Annotated in this window: 6 protein-coding genes; all 6 read left to right on the forward strand. The window is 47.8% G+C overall.

Annotated elements, in window-relative coordinates; genetic code table 11:
• Window positions 1-139 precede the first annotated feature (139 nt).
• The 6 genes from B3V51_RS01145 to B3V51_RS01170 all read left to right on the forward strand — a co-directional run bounded on the left by B3V51_RS01145 (window position 140) and on the right by B3V51_RS01170 (window position 9,334).
• Window positions 140-1,399 carry an FAD-dependent oxidoreductase gene (locus B3V51_RS01145; RefSeq protein ID WP_212563925.1) on the forward strand — a complete coding sequence of 420 codons (1,260 nt, stop codon included), beginning with the start codon at window positions 140-142 and terminating at the stop codon, window positions 1,397-1,399.
• A 305-nt stretch (window positions 1,400-1,704) separates the two neighbouring features.
• On the forward strand, window positions 1,705-3,483 hold the full coding sequence (locus tag B3V51_RS01150; RefSeq protein ID WP_071002325.1) for an AMP-binding protein: 1,779 nt from the start codon (window positions 1,705-1,707) through the stop codon (window positions 3,481-3,483).
• Between the two features lie 126 nt (window positions 3,484-3,609).
• The gene (locus B3V51_RS01155) at window positions 3,610-5,220 is read left to right on the forward strand and encodes a carboxyl transferase domain-containing protein (RefSeq protein WP_093067677.1); all 1,611 of its coding nucleotides are present in this window, start codon (window positions 3,610-3,612) and stop codon (window positions 5,218-5,220) included.
• A 171-nt stretch (window positions 5,221-5,391) separates the two neighbouring features.
• On the forward strand, window positions 5,392-6,210 hold the full coding sequence (locus B3V51_RS01160; RefSeq protein WP_093067680.1) for an enoyl-CoA hydratase/isomerase family protein: 819 nt from the start codon (window positions 5,392-5,394) through the stop codon (window positions 6,208-6,210).
• A gap of 70 nt (window positions 6,211-6,280) precedes the next feature.
• Entirely contained in the window at window positions 6,281-8,398 is a 2,118-nt protein-coding gene (locus B3V51_RS01165) for an acetyl/propionyl/methylcrotonyl-CoA carboxylase subunit alpha (RefSeq protein WP_093067683.1), read from the forward strand.
• A gap of 15 nt (window positions 8,399-8,413) precedes the next feature.
• Window positions 8,414-9,334, forward strand: coding sequence for a hydroxymethylglutaryl-CoA lyase (locus B3V51_RS01170; RefSeq protein ID WP_286707823.1), 921 nt, complete (start codon window positions 8,414-8,416; stop codon window positions 9,332-9,334).
• Window positions 9,335-9,375: the final 41 nt, after the last annotated feature.

Raw genomic sequence — 9,375 nt, forward strand, 5'->3', positions numbered from 1 at the left:
ACTTTAATAGTGGTTCGACTATAGATGAATATGTGATTGGTTATACGGTTAGATAGGTGAGTGCATGTCTGTTTACTGATACAATGGCGCTCATACTTGTTGATAATTAGAATAATTCATAAACCATATTGGAGTTTTTATGAGCGTAGACAATCTATCCGTAGCATCGGCAACCTCATCAAAAAATGGGGTTGTCATCATTGGCGCAGGCTTGGCAGGCTGGCATGTGATTGATGCGATTCGTGCAAAAGATGCAGATATTCCGATTACCTTGATCACCTCCGATAGTGGCGATCGTTATCACAAGCCGATGCTGACCATGGCGATCAGCCAAAACAAGCGCGCATCAGACCTAGTACGAGCAACAGGTAGCGACGCAGCAAAAACCGCAGGCGTGACGTTGCTGGCTGACACACAGGTCACAGATATTGATACGGCAACCCAGCAGTTACAGCTTATCTCTGCTAATAGACCAGATCCCGCCCACACCGATTATGCGACGATCAATTATGGTAAGTTGGTGCTAGCGATGGGTGCGCATCCTATTTTCCCCAAAAGCTTGCCAGAAGATTTGGTCTGGCATGTCAATCATATCGAGCAGTTCGGTCAGCTACAAGAAAAGCTGGCAACCGGTAGCCAGCACGTCGCCATCGTTGGCGCTGGTATGGTCGGGACAGAAATCGCGGAAGACTTGCTAAAAGCAGGTCATCAAGTGACCTTGATTGATTTGAACGATGCGCCATTATCACAAATGCTACCAGCCAAAGCGACGGCACGTATTGCCAAAGCAATTGAGTCACAAGGTATTCAGTTTTTGGGCGGCTCTCAAGTCTCTGCTGTTACCCGCGTGAGTGGCAATGACGACAGCAGCGATAGCGAAAAGCTAAGAGTAGACTACGCACCGCTCGCCTCAGCCGAAGGCAGTACCGATGCAGAGCAACCTGAGCCATTGATCGTAGACCATGTGATTGCCAGTACAGGTCTGATCGTCGATGGGCAGCTGCCAGCAGCGGCGGGCGTTACGTTTGACCGTCGTACGGGTATTGTGGTTGATGAATCGACATTGCGCACCGACACCGCACACATCTATGCCATTGGTGATTGTATGTCTATCAATGGGGTTGCCTGTCGTTATGTGGCGCCATTACGCGCACAGGCTGCGACCATCGCTGATGATATCTTAGGGCACGAGCACAGCGGTTATGATCATAAACCACCGATGATTCGTCTAAAGAACAAAGCGATTTCGGTGATGGTAACGGGTGTGCCAAACGCGGCTGGTAATTGGCAAGTGAAGACGGAAAGCGATGATGAACTCATCATGGACTTGCTAGATGACACTGATGCAGTGAGCGCGACCGTGACAATCAAAGCGCCTGCCACTCCCAAAGCCTCCTGATAGACTTGTTTAAAAAGCAAGTTTAAAAGATCACGTTACTGGTTGAGCCAGCCCATTCCTTATGATGGGGCTGGCTTTTTTATGTCAAAAACCTGCCATGATTTTATGTTACTTTTTACTAAGCATGAATATCGAATATCCAATTAAATGATACATACCGTATTGATATTGTTGACATGCTTTCATTTATAGCGTTATAGTAGTTGAATGCTATATCAAACCGAATCAAGGAAGAAGGTTTGCTCGCCAGCGATTAATCAGCACTATCTATAAATACTATAAAAAGTAAAACGAAAGGACTCGTTATGACTCAAAACTCTAATTTCGATGAGACTCACGTTGATTTTGACGCTATTTTGGATAATATCCCTAGTATCAATATGGGCGCACGCTCAGCAAATGCGCCGCTCACCCAAAGCTATGATAAAGGTCCTGATGTACCGCTGATTGAAGCGACCATCGGTGACTTTTTTGATGCTATTGTGTCCAAATATCCTGAGCGCGAAGCGCTGGTCGTCTGTCATCAAAATATTCGCTGGACATATCGTGAGCTACAGCAGCAGGTCAATCAGCTATCCAGTAGCATGATTGAGATGGGGCTTGAGATTGGTGATCGCATCGGGATTTGGTCACACAACAATGCTGAATGGTTGCTGATGCAACTCGCCACCGCAAAAGTCGGCGTTATTCTTGTCAATATCAATCCTGCCTACCGTACCTTTGAGCTGCAATATGCCCTGAACAAACTCGGCTGCTCAGCACTGGTGCTTATGCGCCATTTTAAAACCAGTGACTATGCCAGCTTGATTCGTGAGCTCTGTCCTGAGATTTACCATAAAGATTATACCCAGCTTGATTTGGTTGAGATTCCAACGATTGAACGTATCATTTGGATTGATGAGCCAGACTCTGATGAGGTCTTTGGTTTTATGCAAAAGTTCTCTGCATGGATGGCGGAAGGCGACGCCAACGATCCACGCGTGGCCGAGCGTCAAGCCCAGCTCAAAAATACTGATGCCATCAACGTGCAGTTCACCAGTGGCACGACAGGCACACCAAAAGGCGCAACCTTAAGCCATCGCAATATTCTTAATAACGGCTACTTCATTGGTGAGGCCATGAATCTCACGGAAGCCGACAGACTGTGCATTCCAGTACCGTTGTATCATTGCTTTGGCATGGTGCTTGGTAACCTCGCGATTCTCACGCACGGTGGTTGTATTGTCTATCCAAACGATGGCTTTGAGCCGTTGACGGTATTAAAAGCGGTTGAAGAAGAGAAATGTACGGGTCTACATGGCGTACCGACGATGTTTATCGCGGAGCTTGATCATCCTGAGTTTGAAAACTTTGATTTATCCACTTTGCGTACAGGTATCATGGCAGGCTCTAGTTGTCCGATTGAGGTCATGCGCCGCGTCATCGACAAGATGCACATGAGTGAAGTCACCATTGCCTATGGTATGACAGAGACCAGTCCAGTCTCTTGCCAGACCAATGAGTACACCCCTCTTGAGAAGCAAGTCTCGACCGTAGGATTGGTACAGCCTGCACTTGAGGTAAAAGTGATCGACACCGAGACGGGCGAGATTGTGCCTATCGGAGAGACTGGCGAGCTACTCACGCGTGGTTATTCCGTGATGAAGGGCTATTGGGGTAGCCGTTTTAAAACGCGAGAAGCCATTCAAGATGGTTGGATGCACACGGGTGATTTGGCAACGATGGATGAAGACGGCTATGTGAAAATCGTCGGCCGGAGTAAAGACATGGTGATTCGCGGTGGTGAAAACATCTATCCGGTTGAGATCGAAAACTACCTTTATCGTCATCCCAAGATTCGCGATGTGCAAATCGTTGGCATACCCGACGAGCGTTATGGTGAAGTGCTCGCAGCATGGATTATTCCTAAAGAGCCGGGCTGCTTGACGGAAGAGGAAGTCCGTGAATTCTGCAGCGAGCACATCGCTCATTATAAAGTGCCTGCTTACTATCGCTTTGTCACTGAGTATCCAATGACCATCACGGGCAAGATTCAAAAGTATAAAATTATTGAGCAAATGAAAGAAGAGTTGGGTTTGTCGTAAGCTTATTTATCAGCTCTAAAACACTAAAGATGAACTATGTGGGTCATACTTAAAAAATAGCAGTTGGATCATTCATATAAAAGCTACTCGCATTTACGTATCTATGTATCAAAGAAAAGGGACATCATGAGCGCTATCATAACCAGTAAACTGAGTCCAAACTCAAGCGACTTTCAGCAAAACAGTGCGGCGATGCAAGCGATCGTCGATGATTTGTATGTACACTTGCGTAAAGTCGCCCAAGGTGGCTCAGAGCGCGCCCGTGCCAAGCATCTAGCACGTGGCAAGCTACTACCACGCGAGCGAGTCGAGCGTTTGCTTGATGTGGGTACGCCGTTTTTGGAAGTGGCACCGATGGCAGCGCATGACATGTATGGCGAAGAGATTCCAGCGGCTGGCGTGATTGCCGGTATTGGTCGTATTAATGGTATTGAGTGTATGATTGTCTGTAATGATGCCACGGTAAAAGGTGGCACCTACTACCCAATGACAGTCAAAAAGCATTTGCGCGCGCAAGAGATTGCGCAAGAAAATCATTTGCCGTGTGTTTATTTGGTTGATTCAGGTGGTGCTAATTTACCCAACCAAGATGATGTGTTCCCTGATAAAGAGCATTTTGGCCGTATCTTTTTTAACCAAGCCAACCTCAGTGCGGCAGGTATTCCGCAAATCGCGGTGGTCATGGGTAGCTGTACGGCTGGTGGTGCTTATGTGCCTGCCATGAGCGATGAATCTATTATTGTCAAAGAGCAAGGCACTATCTTTTTGGGTGGGCCTCCACTGGTCAAAGCAGCAACTGGCGAAGAGGTGAGTGCAGAGGATTTGGGCGGCGGTGATGTCCATACGCGGCTCTCAGGCGTGGTCGATCACTTAGCGCAAAACGACACGCATGCGTTATCCATCGCCCGTAATATCGTCAGTCATTTGAATCGCCCTGCCAAACACATTCCTAATCAAATTACGCCCAAGCCGCCACGTTATGACGCCAAAGAGCTGTACGGTGTCATTCCAACGGACAAGCGCAAGCCATTTGATATCAAAGAAATCATCGCCCGTATCGTTGATGACAGTGCATTTGATGAGTTCAAAGCACGTTTTGGCACGACATTAGTGTGTGGATTTGCGCATATCGAAGGGATGCCTGTGGGTATCATTGCTAATAACGGCATTCTATTCAGTGAGTCGGCGCAAAAAGGCACGCATTTCATCGAGCTGTGCTGTAAGCGCAAAATTCCATTGGTATTTTTGCAGAATATCACAGGCTTTATGGTTGGGCGTAAATACGAAAACGAAGGCATTGCCCGCCACGGTGCCAAGATGGTGATGGCAGTTGCCAATGCCAAAGTACCGAAATTCACCGTTATCGTTGGTGGCTCGTTTGGCGCGGGTAACTACGGTATGTGTGGTCGTGCTTACAGTCCGCGCTTTTTGTGGATGTGGCCAAATGCCCGTATCTCTGTCATGGGCGGTGAGCAAGCAGCGTCAGTACTGGCAACGGTCAAGCGTGATAACTTTGATCGCAAGGGTGAGGCGTGGAGTGAGGAAGATGAAGCGGCATTTAAAGCGCCAATTCGTGAAATGTATGAAGCGCAAGGTCATCCGTATTATGCCACCGCGCGCCTGTGGGACGATGGCGTGATTGATCCTGCTGATACCCGTCATATATTGGCATTGGGGCTGAGCGCTGCCTATAACGCACCGATTGAAGAGACGACGTTTGGTGTCTTTAGAATGTAAGCGCCAAGGTCTGCTCGTGATGAGAGAGTGGTGCGACAATCTTTTTAAATACGATTCTACCGCGACATCGGGTTTTGACATCTTACTTTCTTATATGAGCATTATGATGGATGACCCAAACGTTGGGCTAAGTATTTACATAGACATATAAATAGGAACATAGAGAAAGTTATGAAAGAAGCAAAATCAAAAAATAGTAATAATTATAAAAGTCTATTAGTCGATATAAAACAACACGTCGCTACCGTGACGTTGAATCGTCCCAAGATACGCAATGCCTTTAATGACGAGATGATCGCCGAGTTGACAGAGGCTTTTACCACCCTTGGTGTGGATGACGAGGTGCGTGTCATTGTACTCGCGGCAGCTGGCAAAGCGTTCTGTGCAGGCGCTGATCTTAATTGGATGCGCGCCATGGCAGATTATAGCTATGAAGAGAATCTAGCGGATGCGGATAAATTGGCGCAAATGCTCAAGACGATTTATGAATGTTCCAAGCCGACGATTGCGGCAATCCAAGGCGATGTCTATGCAGGCGGTATGGGTCTCGTTGCCGTCTGTGATGTGGCCATCGCCGTGAAAATTGCCAACTTTTGCCTGAGCGAAGTGCGTTTGGGCTTGGCACCTGCGACCATCAGTCCTTATGTCATCCGAGCGATGGGCGCTAGAGCTGCGCAGCGTTACTTCTTAAGTGCTGAGGTGTTTGATGCCAAAAAAGCACGTCAGCTTGGCTTTATTCACGAGCGCGTGAGCGAAGAATGGTTAGATGATGAGGTCACGACACTTTGTGCCAAAATGGTTAAAAACAGCCCCGATGCGGTCAAAACCTGCAAACAGCTATTACACGATGTTGCTGGCGCGCCCATCACTGATGAGCTGATTGCTGATACGGTAAAAGGTATCGCGGATATTCGCGCATCAACACAAGGAAAGGAGGGCGTGCAAGCATTTTTGCAAAAGCGTAAGCCTGACTGGCTGACAGCAGACTAACGATAAACGAATAGATAAACGGACAAATAGACAAGACGTCAAATAATAACGACAAGATACAGGGATAGTTATGTTTTCTAAAATTCTAATTGCCAACCGTGGTGAAATTGCTTGCCGAGTGGCCGCAACTGCCAAGCGTCTTGGCGTCAGTACCGTCGCTGTTTATTCTGATGCTGATCGCGAAGCCAAGCACGTGCCGGTTTGTGATGAAGCGATCTATCTAGGCGGTTCGGCACCGAAAGACAGCTATCTCAAAGGTGATGCCATTATTGCCATCGCCAAGCAAACAGGTGCTGAGGCCATCCACCCAGGCTATGGGTTTTTGAGTGAAAACGCCGATTTTGCACAGGCCTGCCAAGATGCTGGTTTGGTGTTTATCGGACCCTCTGCTGAGGCGATTCGCGCCATGGGCGGCAAATCTGAGTCCAAGCGCTTGATGGAGGCCGCTGGCGTGCCGCTGATACCCGGCTATCATGGTGACAATCAAGACGCCCAGTTTTTGCAGCAGCAAGCAGATGATATTGGTTATCCTGTCTTAATCAAAGCGAGTGCAGGCGGTGGCGGCAAAGGCATGCGTATCGTTGAGCAAAGCAGCGATTTTGTCGATCTATTAGACTCGTGCCGCCGTGAAGCAATTACCAGTTTTGGCAATGATCAAGTGTTGATCGAAAAATATGCGCTCAAACCACGCCATATCGAAATCCAAGTATTTGGCGATACGCATGGCAATTATGTGCATCTGTTTGAGCGTGATTGCTCCGTGCAGCGTCGCCATCAAAAAGTATTAGAAGAAGCGCCAGCACCGGGTGTCGATAGGGCCATGCGTGAAGCGATGGGTACGGCTGCAATTGAGGCGGCGCGTGCGGTTAATTATGTCGGCGCTGGCACGGTTGAGTTTATTGTGGAGCAGCGCGAAGGCACGATGAATTTTTATTTCATGGAGATGAACACGCGCTTGCAAGTTGAGCATCCAGTCAGCGAAGCCATTACTGGTGTGGATTTGGTCGAGTGGCAACTGTTGGTCGCTGCAGGTCAGCCATTGCCAAAATCGCAAGACGATTTGACGATCAATGGTCATGCGATCGAAGCGCGTATCTGTGCTGAAAACCCTGACAATAATTTTTTACCAGCGACAGGAACGTTGTTTACCTATCAGAAGCCTGAGCACAGCACCTTTGTCATTGATAAAAACGGCGCTGATGTGCGTATCGATGATGGCGTACGCGAGGGTGATGTCATCAGTCCCTTCTACGATTCTATGATTGCCAAGCTTATCGTCCATGCGCCCACACGCGAGCAAGCGTTGGCGAGACTAGATCGTGCATTGGCGCAGACGCGTATCGTCGGTTTACCAAATAATGTGGCATTTTTGCGTTATATCTTAAATACCGATTCATTTAGCACAGCCAATCTTGATACGGCATTGATAGAGCGCGAGCAGGACAAGCTGTTTGATCAGCATCCGCTTGGATTATCAACGCTTGTGGTGACGGCTATTACGCAGCAGCTTGCGAGCGAAGCCGTATTACAAAAGATCGACAACGACCCCTTTAGCAAGCCGACAGGGTTCCGTGCTTATAGCGATTACACTCGCTCATTTAGCCTCATTTATAATGAGCAGTCATATATTGCTTGTATCAGCAATTGGCACAATGCGAGTTGCTTTGATAATAAAAAAGGTAGCGAGAATCTCAGTAGCTTTGCGCTTGTCATTGGCAAAGAAATCGCGAATACGCAGGATGATAGCAATATCAATGTCGCCGCTCAGACTGAAACGGTTTATGAAGGGCAAGTCAGTTATGATAGCAGTGATGCGCACAATCATACCTTATGGTTAGAGGGTGCACGTATCAGTGCGCAGAGCTGGGTTAATAATGAGACAGTTTATGTGTTCACAGATAGCGGACGCGATGAGATTACCTTAATTGATGTGATGGCGCATGTGGGTGAAGACACAGCAGCAGTCGGCAGCTTAAAATCACCGATGCCAGGGCAAGTCGTTGCATTCAAAGTAGCTATTGGCGATACTGTGAAAAAAGGCGAACCACTTGCGGTCATTGAGGCCATGAAGATCGAACATACCATTACCGCACCAACTGATGGTGTGGTAGCAGAACTATTATTTGCAGCAGGTGATTTGGTCGCTGATGGTGATGAGCTACTGCGTATCGATAGTGAAAGCGAATAGAAAAGGACAATAAGCATGAGCCACTCGTATCCAAGCCATGTCACCATCGTCGATGTCAGTCCGCGTGATGGATTGCAAAACGAATCCATGACGGTACCGACCGCGGTTAAACAAGCCTTAATCAATGATTTAATTGACGCAGGGATTAAAAAACTGGAAGCGACCAGTTTTGTCTCGCCAAAGTGGGTGCCACAAATGGGCGATAACAGCGCATTGCTGGATGCGCTTGCGCCAACGCGGCAGAAGGACGTTTGTTACTCAGTACTCGTGCCCAATATGCGCGGCTTTGACAATGCGATTGCCTACCGTCCTGATGAAATTGTTATTTTTGGCTCAGCCAGCGAAACCTTTAGCCAAAAAAATATCAACTGCAGTATCGATGAGAGTATTGAGCGTTTCGCGCCCGTTGCCGCTGCGGCAAAAGCGCAAGGTATCAAAGTACGCGGCGTTATCTCTTGTACCGTTGGTTGTCCTTATGAAGGCGAGATTGACCCTAGCCAAGTCGCTTATGTCACCAAGCGGTTGATTGAGATTGGTTCAGAGCAGATTGGCATTGCTGATACCATTGGTGTGGGTACACCCCTCAAAGTGCAGCGCGCCCTACAAGCAGCGCTTGAGTATGCTGATATCACGATGCTGTCTGGTCATTTTCATGATACTTACGGTCAAGCCCTCAGCAATATCCTAGCGGCATTACAAATGGGTGTCGGCGAATTTGATACCTCAGTCGCAGGCCTCGGTGGCTGTCCGTATGCCAAAGGCGCAACGGGCAATGTCGCGACCGAAGATGTGGTATATATGCTGCATGGCATGGGTATTAGCACGGGTATCGATTTGGAAAAATTGGTCGTGGCAGGCGAGCGTATTAGTGGGTTTTTAAAGCGTCCAAATGGCTCAAATGTGGCACGGGCTTTGATTAATAAACGTCAGTCTTAAAAAATTATCGTAAAAATGAAATATAGTCGAACCACTATTAA

It is taken from the genome of Psychrobacter sp. UBA2514, from assembly GCF_002341255.1.
Lineage (GTDB): Bacteria > Pseudomonadota > Gammaproteobacteria > Pseudomonadales > Moraxellaceae > Psychrobacter > Psychrobacter pacificensis.